Below are 16,997 nucleotides of genomic sequence, written 5' to 3'. Positions count from 1 at the left end.
CCCCGCTCATCCCTGCTCGCTTCCCCGGGGCGCCGCGCTGCGCTGCCCCGCTCCGATTCCGTACGAGCGCAGCGAGTACGCCGCGCGCAGCCTGGCGAACACGGTCATCCCCGCCGTCCGTTCCGCCCGGTCGGCGTCCGCCGCCGCCCACAGCTGCTCGACGGTACCGGGGTCGATGCCGATCGGCGAGAACACCGCGCGATCCGCCTGAGCGGCGGCCCACCGCGCGGGCGCCGTGCCCAGCACCGCCGCGACCTCGCTGCGAGCCGCGTTCGCCGGCACCGGCACGCCGGCGTCGCGAGCGCGATCCAGCATCTCCGCCCAGGCGCCGAGTGCGCGCAACTCGGGCACCCGCTCCGTGCGCCGGCGACGCGCCCGCACCCGCTTCGCGAGGGGCAGGAACAGCAGCGGGGCCGCGAGCAGCAGCAGGGCCGCGAGAGACAGCCCCACGGCGCGCACCACGGGCCACAGCGCCGACTCGCCCCGGGCGGGGTCGTCGGGATCGTCGCTCTCGCCCTGATCCCCGAGACCCACCGGCGGATCCGCCTCCCGAGCGTCGCGCTCCTCCGGCGTCGTCGGGAACTCGGGCAGCTGCTCGCCCTGCTCCAGACGCTCGGGGCGCTGCTCGAGCTGCGGGGTCACGTCGAACGGCACCCACTCGCCGCGGTCGCCGCGCACCTCGATCCAGGCCGCGAGATGCTCGCCCGTGCACTCGGCCTCGCAGGCGGGGACGCCGTCGACGCCGCGATCCGCATCGCCGAGGCGCACCCCGACCACCACCCGCGCGTCGTAGCCGAGTGCGCGCGCGATGAGCGCCGCAGCCGTCGCGAACTGCTCGTCGTCGCCGACCCCCGCGACGAGCTGCGCCGTCGAAGCCGACTCCCCCGCGGCGGACTGCTGGGTGTTGAGCTGCTCGAAGAGCCGCTCGATGCGGGACAGGGAGTGCCCGCCGGCGCTCGACTCGAAGACGGTGCCGTACCGCTCGCCCAGCCGCTCCAGCCACAGGCGCTCGCCCTCGGTGTCGCTCATCGAGTGGCTGAGGTAGCCGCGCTGGCGCAGCCGCTCGATGAGCTCGGCGAGGCCTGCGGCGTCGCCCGGCTGCTGCTGGCGATCGATCCACGCCCCGAGCTCCGGCGCGGTCTCGACGTCGAAGCGCGGGGCGCCGGGCTCGCCGATGCGATCGAGGCCCGGGTCTGCGGAGGTCTGCATCTCGGCCGTGTAGCCGTCGCCCGCGGCGAGCCCGGCGGAGGATGCGCCGGCACCCGGCACGGCGATCGCGCCGCCCGTCTCGCGGTTCACGTAGAAGGCATCCGCGAGCGCATCGGCGCGCGGGCCCGCGAACACCGGCGGGCTGCCGAGCGGGGCCGTGGGCGCCCAGATGTCCGAGTAGCCCTCCTCGACGCGCACCGAGACCCGGGCGGGGTCGGTCACGCCGGCCCCGCTCGGGAACCGGGTGAAGCGGCCCGCCGCGGCCTCGCCCACGTGGAAGTCGACGCCGTCGTAGGCGTCGAGCACGGCGAGGCGCAGCCGCTCCGGCAGCGCCCCCGAAGACGACACCGAGAAGAGCGGGGCGTCGAGGGCGTCGTCGCGCTTCGAGCTGCGGTAGTCGGCCAGCGGGCTCGGGCGCTCGCGCACCACCAGCTCGGGATCGATGCGGTCGCGCGGCACCGCGCGAGCGTCGGCGTCGAGCACGGGCGCGAGCGCACCGCCGGCGAAGAGGGCGAGCACCACGATGCCGCCCCCGACGAGGGGGCGCAGCGCCCCGCCCCGGCTGCGCACCGCACCGTCGGCGGCGCGACCGAGCCTGAGCGCCGCCCGGCGCTCCTCGCCCGAGACCAGCGCCACCCAGATCGCGGCGACCGTCGCCGCGGCCAGCCACAGGCCGATCTCGCGGGGCGCGACGACCGTGAACGCCCCGAGGTGCAGCGGTGCGCTCAGCTGCGACGCCCCGAAGACGGTACCGAAGGCGACCGGCGCGAGCATCGGGGCGGCGGCGAAGACCGCCGCGCGAGCACTGCGCCGGGCGAGGATCCCCACGAGCAGCGCCGTGAGCAGGAAGACCACATAGGCGGGCACGAGCACCGTGCGATAGCTGCCGACGGGCAGGGTCAGCGTGAGCAGCTGCTTCCAGCCCAGCGCGACGGCCGCGAGACCGTCGAGCAGGCCCCGCAGCAGACCGCCGCCGTGCGCCCCCGGCATCGCCTCCGGCACCGCGACCGGCACGACCGTGAGCGCGAAGACGCCCAGCGCCACCGCGGCGAGCACCACCGCACCCCAGCGCAGCCGCTCCCGCAGCCACGCGATCCCGGTGCCGAGGATCAGCGCCGCGGCCGCCACCGCCCACAGCCAGGGCGTGCGGTAGATCGGCCAAGCCGCCCACACTCCGAGCGCGAGAGCCAGCGCGGCGGCCAGCGCGCCCCAGACGGCTCGGACCGCCGCGCGATCCGCCGTCACCGCGCACCCCTGACCATCAGCTGGGGCAGATCACCGAGGGCGCCGACGGTGAACACGGTGAGCGGATCGATGCGCTGCGCGCGCGGCTCGGCGTGCAGATCGCAGCGCACCGCGAGCACCTGCACGTCGGGGGCGAACGCGACGGCAGCCCGACGGATCCGCGCGAGATCGGCGCCGGACCCCGTCACGATCGCCACGATCGACAGCGGGCGACGGGACTGCGCGAGCCCTCGGGCGAGCGCTTCGAACGGCACCCCGTCGGGCGCCGCCTCCAGCTCCGCCCACGCGTCGAGCAGCTGCTGCGGGTCGCGCGACGGCAGCTCCTCGAGACCATCGATGCTGGGCCGAACCCGGCCCGGCGCCCACGCCGATGCGACGAAGCGCTCCCGCCCCTCCCGCACCGCCTGCACCGAGATCGACGCCGCGACGCTCACCGCCAGCTCGAACTCGTCGTCGTTCTGGTATTCCTCGCGGATCGCATCGAAGAGCACGGCGACCCGGGCCGTCTGCGACTCCTCGTACTGCCGCACCATGAGCGTGCCCGTCTTGGCCGTCGACTTCCAGTGCACGTGCCGCATGGCGTCGCCGCGGGCGTACTCGCGCACCGCGTAGAACGAGAGGTCTGAGTCGGTGAGCCGTCGGCTCGACGTGCCCTCGAGATCGCGCACGAGCCCCGCGGAGTTCGGCGGCAGCACGGCGATCGCGGGATGCACGTGCACGAGATGCCGCTCCGGCCAGGTCACCTCGCGCCGCAGCAGCCCGACGGGGTCGCGGCGGGCCACGGTGAGCGGCCCCACCGGCACTACGCCCCGCCGTGCAGCCGGCACCCGCACCGGCAGCTCCACCGAGGCTCCCGGCCCGATGAACGGCACCGTGAGCTCCCGCAGCGCCGGTCCCACGGGCAGCTCGGCCACTGCGGGCAGCGCGGGCCGGGATCCGCCGTTCTCGACGATCACCCGCACCTGCACCTCACCGCCCACCGTGACACTGCGCCGGTCGAGCAGGAGCCGCACGCGATAGGCGCGGCTGCCCACCAGGAACGGGGCGGCGATGACGAGCAGCAGCCCGCCCACCACCGCGGCGAACCACGCCTCGATCCACGAGAACGCGACCCCCAGCACCGCACCGCTCGCCGTCAGCGCGAGCACGAACCAGCCCAGCGGGGTGACGGCCTGCGTCACTCCCCGCCAGGCACGGCCCGCCCGGCGGCGCGTGCGCCGCCACCACCGGCGCGCGACGACACGGCGCCGCTGCACCGGATCCAGCGCCCGCGTCGAGGTGCGCGTCTCGCCGAGACGCGACGCCGTCCGGGTGCCCCGCGTATGCCGCATCCCGCGCGTCGCGGTGCGGAACAGGCGACCCCGGGTACTCTCGTCGCTCACGCCGTGCCGTTCTCCTGCGGCACAGGGGTGTCGATGAGGATCCGGCCGATCACGGCCTCGGCCGTCACCCCTTCGAACTCGGCCTCGGGCTCGAGCACGAGACGGTGGGCGAGCACCGGGATGGCGAGCTCGCGCACATCGTCGGGCGTGATGTAGGGGCGACCCGAGACGAGCGCCCACGCCGACGCCATGCGCACGAGCGAGAGCGCACCGCGCACGCTCGCGCCGAGACGCACCTCGCCGGCACGACGGCTGGCCTCGACGAGCTCGGAGACGTAGGACGCGATGAGCGGGCTCACCGAGACGGCGCGCGAGAACTGCTGCAGCTGGGAGAGCGTGCCCACGTTCATCACGGCCGGCACCTCCGGGGTGCCGGCGATCTGCTGCAGGATGCGCATCATGGCCGCCTCGTCGGGGTAGCCGATCGAGGTCTTGATCATGAAGCGGTCGAGCTGGGCCTCGGGCAGCCGGTAGGTGCCCGCCTGCTCGACGGGGTTCTGCGTGGCGATCACGAGGAAGGGGTCGCCCACGCGGTGCGTCTGACCGTCGACCGTGACCTGGTGCTCCTCCATCACCTCGAGCAGCGCCGACTGGGTCTTCGGGCTCGCCCGGTTGATCTCGTCGGCCAGCACCACGTTCGCGAAGATCGGCCCGGCGTGGAACTCGAAGATGCCCTGCTTCTGGTCGTAGACCGTGATGCCGGTCACGTCGCCCGGCAGCAGATCGGGGGTGAACTGGATGCGCGACGAGGTGCCGTGCATCGTCTTCGCCAGCGCGCGGGCGAGAGCGGTCTTGCCGGTGCCCGGCACGTCCTCGAGCAGCACGTGCCCGCCCGCGATCGCGGTGGCGACGACCAGCTCGATCACGCGGCGCTTGCCCTGGATCGCCACCTCGATGGCGTCGGCGACGGTGCGCACGGCGTCGCTGGCCCAGCGGGCCCGCTCATCGGTGATGGGGCCGATCGTGGCGGCGGCCGCGAGGTTCGGCTGAGGTGTCATCTTGGGTTCCTTCGTGTTGCGGACGGGGCGGGCGCGGGTGGCGGTGCGGCAGGTGGATCTCGGTGAGCGGCCGGCGGTCAGGGGCTTTCGGGGCCCGGGGGCGGCTCCGGATCCGGCTCGGCGCAGACCGAAGCAGTCAGCATGCCGAGGTTCTCGTATGGCCCCATCCAGTTCACGGTGAGCGTGCCGGCGGCGTGATCGAAGCTCGGCAAGCCCGAGGAGCGAGCATGCTCGGAGATGCGGGCGCGCAGCTCCGCCGTGGTGGCGGTGGAGGGAATGCAGCCGCTGAGATCGACGGTCACGGGGCCGGGCGCATTGCCGGTGATGGAGACCGCCTCGGAGCACACCCCGTTCTTGCACTGCGCGACGCTGTAGGCGGAACCGGCCGTCACCGTCGCGGGGAAGGCGCCGCCGACGCTCGCACCGTTCACGCGGAAGTCGAGGGTGTGGCCCGCGTTCGCCGACACTGTCGGGCCTGCGGCGAAGTCGTAGCTCGCGACCGATCCTGACACCGTGGGGGTCGTGCGGATCGTGTACCCCGACTCGACCACGGGCGGCGGAGGCGTGCCGCCGACGTTGACGACCACCGAGGCGGTGGTGAGGGCGGCCCCCCACTTGTTCTCGGCGCAGGCCGTCACCTCGAGCGGGTGGTAGGCCGTGCCCGTCACGGACTTCGTGCCGCCGTCGCCGGAGGTGCTCGGGCTGCAGCCGCCGCCCGTGCTCACACCCCACCTCGCCTCGGGGGCGCCGCGCGAATCGACGGTCACGATCACCGTCGCCTGGCTGCTGCCCTGCTCCGAGCTCCCCGCCGTGATCGAGACGATGGGCCGCCCCGTCACCGGCACGGTGTCGACCCAGTTCGACCCCTCCGCGGAGTCGCCGCTCGGGGGTTCGTGCGCGCTCAGCGGCACGACCGAGATCTCGGCCCCGCCGACGGGCAGGCTCGCGATCCTCGCGGTGCCGCTCTGCCCGCTCAGAGTCGTCGTGCCGGCGGGCGTCACGATCCGGAACCCGCTCGTGCCCGCCTTGCCGGCGATATCCAGCCTCACCGTGCCGGTGTCCGGCGACTCCGCCGAGACCTGCTTCGCGTCGACCCGCGGCTGCTCGGGCCGCTCGTACGCCCAGGCCGGGGCGGCGTTCGCGGTCGGCTCCGATTCGCCCACCGAGTTGAAGGCCACCGCGGTGAAGCTGTGCTTCTCGCCGTTGGCGAGGCCGCTCACCACGCAGTCGTAGGAGGCGCCAGATCCGCTGCAACTGGCCGGATGCCCCGCTCCGTCCATCCGCAGGCGCACGCCCTCGGTCGCAGGGTGCGAGGCCTCGCCGCTGAGCGTCACCCGGAGTGTCACCGAGTTCGAGGTGTAGGAGACCGCCGAGATCGCGGCCGGCGGGCGCGGCACGCCCTGCGCGTCGAGCTCGATGACGCCCTCGCCGGTGCGGTTCTGAGCGTCGCGCACGGTGAACGATGCCGTGCACTTGCCGCCGGCGCCCTTCGCACCGTTCGGCCAGTCGACCGTCACCGAGCCCCCCGTGGCCTGGAACGTTCCCACGGCGCACGATCCGCCCGAGACGGCCTCCAGCTTCAGCCCGCCGCCGCTCTTGCCCGCGAAGGGATCGTGCTCGCCCGGCGCGCCGATGAGCGCCGCCTGACAGCTCGACCCCACCGTGCAGTTCAGCTGCACGGTGGCACCGCGCGGAGTGTCCTTCGCGGCCTCGCCCACGCGCAGTGTGAGCGGCGCCTGGCTCTCGCCGGCGCCCGAGACCGTGACCACCAGCGCGTCCTGGCCGCCCGGCACCGCATCCGCGCGGGCCGTGACGCTCAGCTGCTGGCCGGAGGGCACCACTTCGAAGCTGCCCCCGCCGCCGCTCACGCTGAACCTCAGATCGCCCGGTTTGCCCTCGCGGCCGCCCTGCCAGCGCACCATGTCGAGCAGGTTGATCGTCTCAGAGGCGCCGGGCGCGACCGTGCGGGTGAGCGTCTCCAACTCGGCGACCGGCGAGTTCGGCACGATCTCGACGGGCAGCGCGAGGTGGGTCCACGCCCTCTGCTCGGTGAGCTTCACCGAGACGACGCAGGTGTCGACCCAGGGGGGCTCTTTGCCCGCCGCATAGCTGAGTCCCGTCGCGTCCTTCGCCGAGCAGCTCGCCTGGGCGCGCTGCGTCGGGAACGCCCCGACCTTGAACTCGGCCTCATCGCCCGCCGCGAGATCGACGACGTCGGCGAGCGCCACATCGACGGACTTGCCCTCGTCGACCCTGATGGGCGCGAGGCCGGGCTTGAGCGTCAGCCGCAGCTCGTCGAGGGGCGGCACCACCAGGAAGCCGAACGACTCGACCTCCTGCCCGGTGAGATCGACCCCGGAGAGCTTGAAGGGCACCAGGTCGCCCTCGGCGCGGTACTCGCCGACGATCCGGTTCCCTCTCGAGGAGAAGCGATCCGCCGCGGAGCCCCACACCGTCATCTGCAGCGAGCGCGCATCGCCGGCCGCCCAGTAGACGCGGTCGGTGACCACGTCGACGCCGCCGCGCTCCAGCTCGGCGCGGTCCCTCGCCGAAAGCACGGTGTCCATCACGGTGGGCGCCTGCTGACCCACGCGCGCCGACACCTGCACCACGATCAGCCCGTCGGCCGTGCTCGTGCTCTTCGACGAGCGCACCGTGTACCGATACGAGACAGTGCCGAGATCGTCGCCGCCCCGCACCGCAACCCGGCCCTGGTCGAGCTCCGAGGTGTCGAGGCGTTCGAGCAGGGCGCGATACTGCGGCGACTCCCGGCCGCCCGGCACGTTGGGCACCACCTCGAGCAGTTCGAGCTCGCCGTTCGCGGGGTCGATGTCGTTGTCGAGGGGACGCACCACAGCAGGCTCGTCCGCCCCCTTCGCGAGACGCACGTAGTCGCTGTAGGTGATCGGCGCACCGCCTGCGGGGTCGGCCTCGGTGACGATCACGCGCAGACGACCCTCGGCCGTGCCGCCGAACTCGTCGCGCACGGCGTACTGCATCATGCGCAGTCCCGGCTCGGCCTTCTTCGACGCCTCCACCTGCACGGCCGAGCTGCGGGGCGAGAGCGTCGCCGAGACCTGAGCGTCGTCCGACGCGCTCACCCCGGTCAGACGCACGCGGTCGCCGTCGGGGTCGACCCCGGAGAGCGGCACCTGCGCGGTGGCGCGCTCGCCGGGCGCGAGCCTGACGGTGAGCGTGCGCGGCTGGGGGGCGCGGTTGCCGTCGCGCGGCAGCACGGTCACCCGCACCTGCCCCACGTCGCTCGCCTCGGGCGAGCTCGCGCTGTACGTGGTGTAGCTGAGCGTGTAGGTGCCGGGCTCGGTCGGCGCGAGGTAGCGCAGCGTGTTGCCGGAGGCGAAGGCGAGCTCGCCCTTCGCGCCGGAACCGCCCACCTCGGGGTGCAGCACGAGGCGCTGCCCGGGCGGCGCCACATCGTTCTCGAGCACGGGGATGTCGGCGACCGCCCCCGCGCGCACCGTCGCGGCGTCGGCCACGGCGATCGCACCGACCGAGCCGGTGTCCGGCACCTGGAAGACGGTCAGACGCCCCACCGCGGTGTCGACGCCCTCGGCCACCGACACGTCGGCCGCTCCGATGCGACCGGGGGCGCCGTCGGGGGTGCTGCCGGAGACCCGCACCCGCGCGTGCTCGATCACGTCGGCGCGCAGCTCGCCATCCACCACGTTCGCGGCCCGCACCACGAGGGCGCGGCCGTTCGCGCCGGGCACAGCGTCGAGCACGTCGACGGTGGTGTCGGCGAGGGGGCGCACGAAGGCGCGCAGAGGCGGCAGACCGAGCTTCGGCCGCGCCTCGACCGCGGTGACGCGCAGCGTGCCCGAGATCTCGGCCTCGGTCCCCGTGTCGCGCGCCGTCAGCGCGATGACGGTCACCCCCGGCTCCTTCGCCGTGACCTCGATCGTGCCGGCCCCGGCGTTGACCGCCGCGGTCGCCGACCCCGTCTGCACGCTCGCGTCGACCAGGGCGTATGATCCGGAGCCGCCCACGATGCGCGACAGCGGGCGTACCGCCAGCGGCGCATTCACCTGGGCCGTCGCGGCGATGGCGGCCATCTCCGCTTGCGCATTGCTGCGGATCTGCACGCTCAGTTCGCGCTCGGTCCGCTCGCCGCGCGAGTCGGCGACCGTCACCCGCACCGCCACGTCGCTGTCGGGCGCGTTGGGGTCGGTGTGGCGCAGCGCCAGGCGGCCGTCTGCGGTGACGAGGGCCCGCACCGGGTCGCCCGGGTTCGCGGGCTCGGCGGATTCCAGCATCATCGGATCGCCGTCGGGGTCGACCCAGCCCTCCAGGATCGGCAGCACCAGGGTGCCCCCAGGCGCGAGCTCGGGGCTCGGCCACGCCCGCTGGCAACCCTGCACCGGGCACCACTGGGGGGCGGTGTTCGTGTCGTCGCCGACGACGGTCAGGGTGACGGTGGCGGGCTCCGAGGTGAGCACGCCGTCGGTGACCCGGTAGCTGAACGTCGCCGTGCCCTTCGCGTCCGGGCTCGGCTGCACCACGAGCGACTGCGCATCAGTGATCATCGAGACCGTGCCGAACGACTCCGGCAGGTCTGCCGCGAGCCCCTCCGAGACGATCGTGAGCACGTCCTTGCGGTTCGGATCGAAGTCGTTGAGCAGCACCGGCAGCGGCGCCGGCTCACCGGCTCGCACGCCGAACTCGTCGGAGACCGCCACGGGCGGCTCCTGCTCGGTGACGTCGTCGACGACCACCGCACCGCTGCGCTCCTTCGGCGGGTCGACGAGCGACCACTGCTCGACGGGGATCAGCCGGCCCTCCGGCAGCGTCCACATCATGCCCGTGACCTGCTCGGAGAGCAGCGCGCTCGTGCCGTTCGAGCGGAACACCGGGTCCGGCTGCCCGGGCATGTCCACCGCCCCGTCGAGTTCGAGCGGCGCGGCGCCCTCCGCCGACGACCACAGCCGCGCGCCGTTCTGGCCCAGCCACGCCGCATAGCGCACGCCCGCCAACTCGATCGGCTGCACCGGGACGCCGTCGGCCTCTTCGAGGCGTTCTGCGCGCTGCGCCGTCACGCCCCAGAGACCGGATCCATCGGCCACGAGCGCTTCGGCGCCGTCCGTGCTCGACGCCTGCAGCAGCGCGCCGGCGCCGGCGTCGAACTCGACCGGCCGCTCGGCTCCCTCCCACCAGAGGCGACCGGACTCCGCGTCGAACAGCACCCATCGGCCGTCCACGATCGCGAGCTGCACGCCCTCACCGGGCACACCCTCGGGAGCCTTCTCGCTTCGCGTGAAGCGCTCGCGCTCGATGTCGTACCAGCGCAGCTCGCGGGTCTCCGCCGAGAACAGCAACGCCCGCCCCTGCTCATCGAGCGCGACGGCGCTCGACGAGAAGCCCGGGTTCTCCTCCGACGTGCCGCCCGGCTCCTGATCCTCGGCCTCCGTCTCGACGTCGGCGAGCGGATCGAGCAACACCGGATCCGAGAGGCCGCGCTCGGCGCCCTCGCCGAAGCGCGACAGGAACACGTCCCCGTCCGCCGTGCGGAAGAGCACCGCGTCGCCCGATGCCAGCGTATCGCGGGTGCCCTCCGGGGTGCGGGACGCCGCCGCCTCGCCGGACGGCGCCGAGGCCGCCGTCTCGGCTTCGCCTTCCGGCTGCGCAGATCCGCCGTCTTCGATGAGGTCGCGCGGCATCGTCGGATCGATGCCCCAGATGCGGCCGTCGCCGTGACTCAGCACGGCGCCGCGCGATCCCGACTGCAGCACGCCGCTCGGATCGTCGACCCGGCGCACCGTGTCGATCTCGCCAGTGAGCGTGTTCACGCGCGCGTACTGGCCGGAGCCGCGCATCGCCCACACGGCGGGTTCCTCGCGCGGAGTCTCACGGGCGTCGTAACCCGCCGCCACCACCGCGATCGTCGCGATCATCGCCAGCGCTGCGGCCCCAGAGATCCAGGTGATCAGGCGCGATCGACGGCCCGGCGAGCGGCCTCCGCGTGCCATCAGCGACCGCCCACCAGGGCGAACAGCGCCACCGCCACCAGCAGCACGCCCACCGCCGAGCCCGCGCCGATCAGCACCGGCCGCAGCACCGTGCCGCGCTCACCGCGCGCACTGCGGGGGCCGGCAGCCGCTGCGCGATCCCGTTCGAGATCCGCACGCCGACTCGCACGCCCCTCGGGCCGCACGCTGGAGACCACCGGTCCCCGCACCCCCGCCGCCGGGGCGGTCTGCGGCATCCACTCCTGGCGCACCACATCGAGCGGCGTCACGTCGTAGCCGTACAGCCGCTGCAACTGCTGCAGGGCCTCGCCGAACTGCTGCATCGAGGCGAAGCGCCGCTCCGGCTGCTTCGTCATCGCCGCCGCCATCACCCCGTCGAAGGCCTCGTACCCCTGCGCGCCGGGCACGGGAGTGTAGGCGGCGCGCACGATGCGCGCGCTCATCGCCTTGCGCGTGTCCTTCGTGCCGCTCTCGCGCGAGAACGGCGAGCGGCCCGCCGCGAAGGTGTAGAGCGTGGCCGCGAGCGACCACACCTCGCTCGCGGGAGTGCCCGCCGTGGTGCGTTCGATCACCTCGGGCGCCGCCCACGGGATCGACATCGCCTCGCTCGTGCCCGCCCCGCGCATCTGGCCGCGCAGCGACACGATGCCGAAGTCGGCCAGCACCGGCCGGCCGGTCGTCGCGAGCAGCACGTTCGAGGGCTTGATGTCGCGGTGCAGGATCCCCGAGCGGTGCGCGGTCTCCAGGGCGCCCGCCAGGCGCACCCCCGCATCGAGCACCTCGTCGAGCGGGATGGGGTTGCCGTTGGACCGGTGCCGGAACGACTCCGGGCAGAACTCCATCGCAATATAGGGGTGCCCGTCGCTCGAGATGCTCGCCGCGAAGATCGACACGATGGAGGGGTGGCTCGACAGCCGCGCCATCGCGTCGGCCTCGGCCTCGAAGGCCGACCGCTCCTCGTTCGAAGCGACGATCGCCCCGGCGCGCTCGCTGCCGGTGAGCACTTTCACGGCGACCATGCGCCGCGGCATGTTCTGCTCGTACTGGTACACATGCGCAAAGCCGCCCGAACCGAGCGGCTGAACGTAGTTGAAGCCCGAGATGCGCGGGGGGCTGATCGCGGCCGCGTCAGCCATGACCGATCACGTTCGCCGCCCTCTGAAACATATGCACCATGCTAAAGCACGATCACGGCCTCCGCCGACAGGTGTCGGAAAGAAGCCGGCACAACGAAAACGCCGCCCCCGCTCTCCGAGAAGAGCGGGGGCGGCGCAGCCCGAGGGCGAAGCCTTACAGGCCGGAGACGTCGAGCGGGATGCCCGGGCCGAAGGTCGTCGAAACGGCGCCCTTCTGCACGTACTTGCCCTTGGCCGACGACGGCTTGAGACGCGAGATCTCCTCGAGCACCGAGGTGATGTTGTCGGTGAGCTGCTCAGCCGAGAACGAGGCCTTGCCGACGATGAAGTGCACGTTGGCGTGCTTGTCGACGCGGAACTCGATCTTGCCGCCCTTGATCTCCTCGACGGCCTTCGCCGTGTTGGGGGTCACGGTGCCGGTCTTGGGGTTCGGCATCAGACCACGGGGGCCGAGCACCTTGCCCAGACGACCGACCTTGCCCATGAGCTCGGGGGTCGCGACTGCCGAATCGAAGTCGGTGTAGCCTGCGGCCACCTTCTCGATCAGCTCGTCGCCGCCCACCTCGTCGGCGCCGGCGGCGATGGCTGCCTCAGCAGCAGCGCCCACCGCGAACACGATGACGCGCGCGGTCTTGCCGGTGCCGTGGGGCAGGTTGACGGTGCCGCGCACCATCTGGTCGGCCTTGCGGGGATCCACACCGAGCTTGACGGCGACCTCGACGGTCGAGTCGGTCTTGGTGGAACCGGTCTCCTTCGCCAGGGCCACGGCCTCGGCGGGAGTGTAGAACTTGTCTGCCTGAATCTTCTCGGCAGCGGCGCGGTACGCCTTCGACTTCTGTGCCATGTGTCCTACCCCTTAGCCTTCGACCGTGATGCCCATGGAGCGGGCGGTGCCGGCGATGATCTTCGATGCTGCATCGAGGTCGTTCGCGTTGAGATCGGCCTGCTTCTGCTCGGCGATCGCGCGGACCTGCTCGGCGGTGACCTTCGCCACCTTGACGGTGTGGGGGGTGCCGGAGCCCTTCTGCACGCCAGCCGCCTTCTTCAGCAGCTCGGCTGCCGGAGGGGTCTTGAGCACGAAGGTGAACGAGCGATCCTCGTAGACCGTGATCTCGACGGGCACGATGTTGCCGCGCTGGGATTCCGTGGCCGCGTTGTAGGCCTTGCAGAACTCCATGATGTTGACGCCGTGCTGACCCAGCGCGGGACCCACGGGGGGTGCCGGGTTGGCGGCGCCGGCTGCGATCTGAAGCTTGATCAGACCGGTAACCTTCTTGGCCTTTGCCATGATTGTTTCCTTTCGATCGAACCCGCGCGGTTGCGCGTGCTCTCCCGCGTTCCCCGGCCGGTCCGGAGTGCGGTGTCCGCCTGCGTCGCGCGCGCCATGAGACGCGCGAAGACGCAAACCAGACAAGTCTAGCGGATCCGCCCCGATCCCGCACCCCGCGCTCTCCGCGACCCGCACGCCATCGGTGGCGAGCCGGACCGACGACCGGACCGGCGAGGCGAGAGAGGGCCGGGAAACGCGCGAAGGGCCCCGCCGGAGCGGAGCCCTTCGCAGGAGAAGCCGTGGATCAGACCATCTTCGTGACCTGGTCGAAGCTGAGCTCGACCGGGGTCTCGCGCTCGAAGAGCGAGACGAGCACCGTGAGCTTGCCCGCGGCGGGGTTGATCTCGCTGATCGTGCCGGGCAGACCCTCGAAGGAGCCCGACTTGATGGTGATGGTCTCGCCGATCTCGAAGTCGATCTCGACGTTGCCCTGCGCGGCGGCGTTCGCTGCGGCCTTGCCCTTTGCGGCCGCGGCCGGCTCGAACTCGACGGTGCTCTTGAGCATCTCGAACGCCTCGTTGAGGCGCAGCGGCACCGGGTTGTGGGCGTTGCCGACGAAGCCGGTCACACCGGGGGTGTGACGCACAACCGACCAGGTGGTCTCGGTGAGGTTCATGCGAACGAGCACGTAGCCGGGGATGCGCACGCGCGTCACCATCTTGCGCTGGCCGTTCTTGACCTCCATGACCTCTTCCATGGGGACCTGGATCTCGTAGATGTCATCCACGGCACCCATGGTCTCGCGACGGTTCCAGAGGTTCGACTTCACCTTGCGCTCGTAGCCGGCGTAGGTGTGGATCACGAACCACTTGCCCGGGCGGCGGCGCAGGTCCTTCTTGAAGGCCTTGTAGGGATCCTCGGCCGACTCGGCCTCCTCCTCGACCTCTTCGTCGACGATCGCGTTGGCAGCCGCAGCCGCCTCCTCGGCGCTGTCGATGTCGAGCGCATCCTCCACCGCGGCGTCGGCGACCGGGTCGGTCGACTGCACCAGGGCGTCGAGCGCCGCGTCGAGCTCGGCCTCGGGGTTGTTGTTCTCGCTCGTCATCTGCTCTTGCTTTCCTTGATCGGGGTTCGGGATCGGACGCTCACCGGCCCGCAGGTCAGGCGAGCGGCGTGCCGAAGATGAAGACGGTCACCCAGCCGAAGGCCTGATCGAGCACCCACACGAGGCCCATCATGATCAGGACGAACGCGATCACCACGAGGGTGAAGTTGATGAGCTCCTTGCGGGTCGGAGTGACGACCTTCTTCAGCTCGGCGATCACCTGCTGGATGAACAGGACGATCCGGCTGAACCAGTTGCGCTTCGCAGCGCGATCAGCCTTGGCGCGCTCGACCAGGCCGCCGCCGCTCTCCTCGACTTCACTGCTGCTCACTCGCGTGTCCTTTCGATCCACCCGTCCGGGGCTCTCGCCCCGAGCGGGATGTGGCAGGGCGGACAGGACTCGAACCTGCAACCTGCGGTTTTGGAGACCGCTGCGCTACCAATTGCGCCACCGCCCTATGGGATTGCGACTCTCACCGTCTGCCCTGCGGGCATAAGAAATTTTGGTGAAAGTCAATCACCGTGGATCACTCTACGCGATCCGACCCCGCTTGTCGAACCGGCGCCGCCTCGCCGCCGACCCGGCGCCACCTCGCCGCCGACCCGGTGCGCGGCGACGGGCGCGGCGCCCGATCGGCCCGCCACGACCTGGGATCCCCCTCCGAGACACCGCTCCCGGCATCCTTCAGCGGGTAGGCTTGTCCAGGTGACCACTACCTCCCGTCTTTCGAAGAAGATCGCCGCTATCGCCGAGTCCGCGACCCTCAAGGTCGACGCCAAGGCGAAGGCCCTCCAGGCCGAGGGCCGCCCCGTGATCAGCTACGCCGCAGGCGAGCCCGATTTCGCCACCCCCGAGCACATCGTCGACGCCGCCCGCGCAGCGCTCGACGACCCGAAGAACTTCCGCTACACCGCCGCCACGGGCCTGCCCGAGCTGCGCGAGGCGATCGCCGCGAAGACCGCGCGCGACTCGGGCTGGAATGTGCCCGCCTCGCAGGTGATCGTGACGAACGGCGGCAAGCAGGCCGTCTACCAGTCGTTCCAGGTGCTGCTCGATCCGGGCGACGAGGTGCTCGTCCCCGCCCCGTACTGGACCACCTACCCCGAGGCGATCCAGCTCGCCGACGGCGTGCCCGTCGAGGTGTTCGCCGGCGCGGATCAGGGTTACAAGGTGACCGTCGAACAGCTCGAAGCGGCCCGCACGGAGCGCACCAAGGTGCTGCTCTTCGTGTCCCCCTCCAACCCGACGGGCGCCGTCTACTCCCCCGAGGAGACTCGGGCGATCGGTGAGTGGGCGGAGGCGAACGGCCTATGGGTCGTCGCCGACGAGATCTACCAGAACCTTGTATACGACGGCGTGCGCGCCGTGTCGATCGTCGAGGCCGTGCCGGCCCTGCAGGACCGCACGATCCTCGTGAACGGCGTGGCGAAGACCTACGCGATGACAGGCTGGCGCCTGGGCTGGATGGTCGGGCCGGCCGACGTCATGAAGGGCGCGGCGAACCTGCAGTCGCACCTCTGCTCGAACGTCAACAACATTGCGCAGCGCGCGGCCATCGCAGCGCTCACCGGTTCCCAGGAACCGATCGAGCAGATGCGACTCGCCTTCGACCGCCGCCGCAAGCTCATCGTCGAAGAGCTGAACCGCGTGCCCGGCTTCAACTGCCCCACGCCGGAGGGCGCCTTCTACGCCTACGTCGACGTGACCGGTGCGCTCGGCCGCGAGATCCGCGGCGTCACCCCGACGACGTCGCTCGAGCTGGCCGACCTGATCCTCTCCGAGGCCGAGGTCGCCGCGGTTCCCGGCGAGGCGTTCGGCCCCTCGGGATACCTGCGCTTCAGCTATGCGCTGGGCGACGAGGCGCTCGTCGAGGGCGTGCGCCGCATCCAGGCGCTGCTCTCCGAGTAGCGCCTGCGGGGCCACCGCCCCTCAGAGCCGAAGGGCCGGTCTGGATCACGCGATCCCGACCGGCCCTTCGCGCATCCGCCGCGCTGCGCGGGCGGGCACTCCGCCCACAGGTCTCGAATCAGCGCCGAAACGACCGAGTTGCTCACAATCACACCCCTCCGGCCACGCGGAGCAGAATGCTGACTAGTATCGGTGACAACTCTTCAGTCTCAAGCCGTGCGGGTTTGGAGCAACTGACATGGACTTCGCCACACTGATCACCGTCGTGCTCGGCGTCCTCAGCATTCTCACGGCACTACTCGGCGCGGTGCGTCGCATCGAGCTGAGAGTCGGGGCGCAGTTCCAGGCCCTCGGCTCACGCGTAGACGGGGTCGATACGAATCTCGGCGCGCGGATTGACAAGGTCGAGACGGATCTCCACACCCGGATCGACCAAGTCGAAACGAACCTCCACACCCGGATCGACCAAGTCGAAACGAACCTCCACACCCGGATCGACCAGGTGGAGACGAACCTCGGCACGCAGATCAGCAAGCTCGACGCACGAGTCGGCGAGCTCGACACTCGTCTTTCGGGTCAAGTAGCACGAATCGACGATCGCCTGTCAGCGCAGATCGCCACCCTCGACTCGCGGGTCTACGAGCTGCCCGCACGGCTCTCGCCCGTCTCCCACCCGCACGACGGCGGCGAAAGCACGCCGCAGTCTCGGAGCGGCTAGCCTCTGACCGGGCGGCGGAGAGGGCCGCTCGCGACCCTCGGTGT

Annotated in this window: 11 protein-coding genes and 1 tRNA gene; 2 read left to right on the top strand and 10 right to left on the bottom strand. The window is 71.9% G+C overall.

From position 1 onward, the window contains the following. Window positions 1-6: 6 nt before the first annotated feature. The 10 genes from H629_RS0111160 to H629_RS0111115 form a co-directional block, all read right to left on the bottom strand. Window positions 7-2,454: a TgpA N-terminal domain-containing protein gene (locus H629_RS0111160; RefSeq protein ID WP_024357338.1), complete on the bottom strand. Its 2,448-nt coding sequence runs from the start codon at window positions 2,452-2,454 to the stop codon at window positions 7-9. Beyond that, entirely contained in the window at window positions 2,451-3,836 is a 1,386-nt protein-coding gene (locus H629_RS0111155) for a DUF58 domain-containing protein (protein WP_024357337.1), read from the bottom strand. The genes H629_RS0111160 and H629_RS0111155 overlap by 4 nt, the downstream gene beginning before the upstream one ends. Then, window positions 3,833-4,834, bottom strand: coding sequence for an AAA family ATPase (locus tag H629_RS0111150; RefSeq protein WP_051137889.1), 1,002 nt, complete (start codon window positions 4,832-4,834; stop codon window positions 3,833-3,835). Before H629_RS0111150 ends, H629_RS0111155 begins: the two co-directional genes overlap by 4 nt. A gap of 77 nt (window positions 4,835-4,911) precedes the next feature. Then, the gene (locus H629_RS0111145) at window positions 4,912-10,815 is read right to left on the bottom strand and encodes an Ig-like domain-containing protein (RefSeq protein ID WP_240471098.1); all 5,904 of its coding nucleotides are present in this window, start codon (window positions 10,813-10,815) and stop codon (window positions 4,912-4,914) included. Further along, the gene (locus tag H629_RS0111140; RefSeq protein WP_024357334.1) at window positions 10,815-11,951 is read right to left on the bottom strand and encodes a serine/threonine-protein kinase; all 1,137 of its coding nucleotides are present in this window, start codon (window positions 11,949-11,951) and stop codon (window positions 10,815-10,817) included. The genes H629_RS0111145 and H629_RS0111140 overlap by 1 nt, the downstream gene beginning before the upstream one ends. Before the next feature lie 154 nt (window positions 11,952-12,105). Then, window positions 12,106-12,795 carry a 50S ribosomal protein L1 gene (rplA, locus tag H629_RS0111135; RefSeq protein WP_024357333.1) on the bottom strand — a complete coding sequence of 230 codons (690 nt, stop codon included), beginning with the start codon at window positions 12,793-12,795 and terminating at the stop codon, window positions 12,106-12,108. Window positions 12,796-12,807: 12 nt separating this feature from the next. Further along, window positions 12,808-13,239 (bottom strand): 50S ribosomal protein L11, encoded by a 432-nt coding sequence (rplK, locus tag H629_RS0111130; protein WP_017884363.1) that lies wholly within the window; start codon window positions 13,237-13,239, stop codon window positions 12,808-12,810. A 286-nt stretch (window positions 13,240-13,525) separates the two neighbouring features. Beyond that, complete coding sequence (gene nusG, locus H629_RS0111125) at window positions 13,526-14,326, bottom strand: transcription termination/antitermination protein NusG (protein ID WP_024357332.1); 801 nt, start codon at window positions 14,324-14,326, stop codon at window positions 13,526-13,528. Between the two features lie 55 nt (window positions 14,327-14,381). Beyond that, window positions 14,382-14,657 (bottom strand): preprotein translocase subunit SecE, encoded by a 276-nt coding sequence (secE, locus tag H629_RS0111120; protein ID WP_024357331.1) that lies wholly within the window; start codon window positions 14,655-14,657, stop codon window positions 14,382-14,384. Window positions 14,658-14,708: 51 nt separating this feature from the next. Continuing rightward, window positions 14,709-14,784: transfer RNA gene (locus tag H629_RS0111115), tRNA-Trp, on the bottom strand. A gap of 248 nt (window positions 14,785-15,032) precedes the next feature. Here H629_RS0111115 and H629_RS0111110 point away from each other — a divergent pair. Together H629_RS0111110 and H629_RS14620 are read left to right on the top strand one after the other, a co-directional pair. Further along, complete coding sequence (locus H629_RS0111110; protein ID WP_024357330.1) at window positions 15,033-16,235, top strand: pyridoxal phosphate-dependent aminotransferase; 1,203 nt, start codon at window positions 15,033-15,035, stop codon at window positions 16,233-16,235. A 238-nt stretch (window positions 16,236-16,473) separates the two neighbouring features. Beyond that, window positions 16,474-16,953 (top strand): hypothetical protein, encoded by a 480-nt coding sequence (locus tag H629_RS14620; protein ID WP_024357329.1) that lies wholly within the window; start codon window positions 16,474-16,476, stop codon window positions 16,951-16,953. Window positions 16,954-16,997 lie beyond the last annotated feature (44 nt).

The sequence above is a fragment of the Leucobacter chironomi DSM 19883 genome, assembly GCF_000421845.1.
GTDB classification, from domain to species: Bacteria; Actinomycetota; Actinomycetes; order Actinomycetales; family Microbacteriaceae; genus Leucobacter; species Leucobacter chironomi.
The sequence above is the reverse complement of the archived record's forward strand: the minus strand, read 5'-3'. Positions and strand labels throughout refer to the sequence as shown.

What these genes read in the sequence shown, in the direction of transcription:
- rplK (WP_017884363.1), bottom strand. Translation starts at nt 13,239, where the DNA reads ATGGCAAAGGCCAAGAAGGTTACCGGTCTGATCAAGCTTCAGATCGCA.
- rplA (WP_024357333.1), bottom strand. Translation starts at nt 12,795, where the DNA reads ATGGCACAGAAGTCGAAGGCGTACCGCGCCGCTGCCGAGAAGATTCAG.
- H629_RS0111145 (WP_240471098.1), bottom strand. Translation starts at nt 10,815, where the DNA reads ATGGCACGCGGAGGCCGCTCGCCGGGCCGTCGATCGCGCCTGATCACC.
- H629_RS0111150 (WP_051137889.1), bottom strand. Translation starts at nt 4,834, where the DNA reads ATGACACCTCAGCCGAACCTCGCGGCCGCCGCCACGATCGGCCCCATC.
- nusG (WP_024357332.1), bottom strand. Translation starts at nt 14,326, where the DNA reads ATGACGAGCGAGAACAACAACCCCGAGGCCGAGCTCGACGCGGCGCTC.
- H629_RS14620 (WP_024357329.1), top strand. Translation starts at nt 16,474, where the DNA reads ATGGACTTCGCCACACTGATCACCGTCGTGCTCGGCGTCCTCAGCATT.
- H629_RS0111140 (WP_024357334.1), bottom strand. Translation starts at nt 11,951, where the DNA reads ATGGCTGACGCGGCCGCGATCAGCCCCCCGCGCATCTCGGGCTTCAAC.